1 protein-coding gene is annotated in these 243 nt (G+C 48.6%); it reads left to right on the forward strand.

The annotated features are described in order from the left end of the window. Positions 1-50: 50 nt before the first annotated feature. The coding region (locus ACYP03_RS27585; RefSeq protein ID WP_459782883.1) for a chorismate lyase at positions 51-243 on the forward strand (193 nt) is incomplete at its 3' end.

The raw sequence follows: 243 nt of genomic DNA on the forward strand, positions 1-243 counted from the left end.
TTATCAATTGGCCACATTCTATCACCCTTTCTAGGAATTGAATTGGGAAGATGTCGAAATTCAAGCAGATATATAAGTCCGCTCTGGACAATGCCGACTGGCAACTGACGGAAAACATACACCTCAATAAGCCGGAACTGCAAAGCTGGTTGCAGGAAAATGGCTCGCTGTCACGCCGTTTTGCCCGTTACTGTCATCAGTTCAGTGTGCTTCTGCTGGCGCAGGAGCCGATCACAGCCAGCA

The organism is Photobacterium sp. R1, assembly GCF_054600795.1.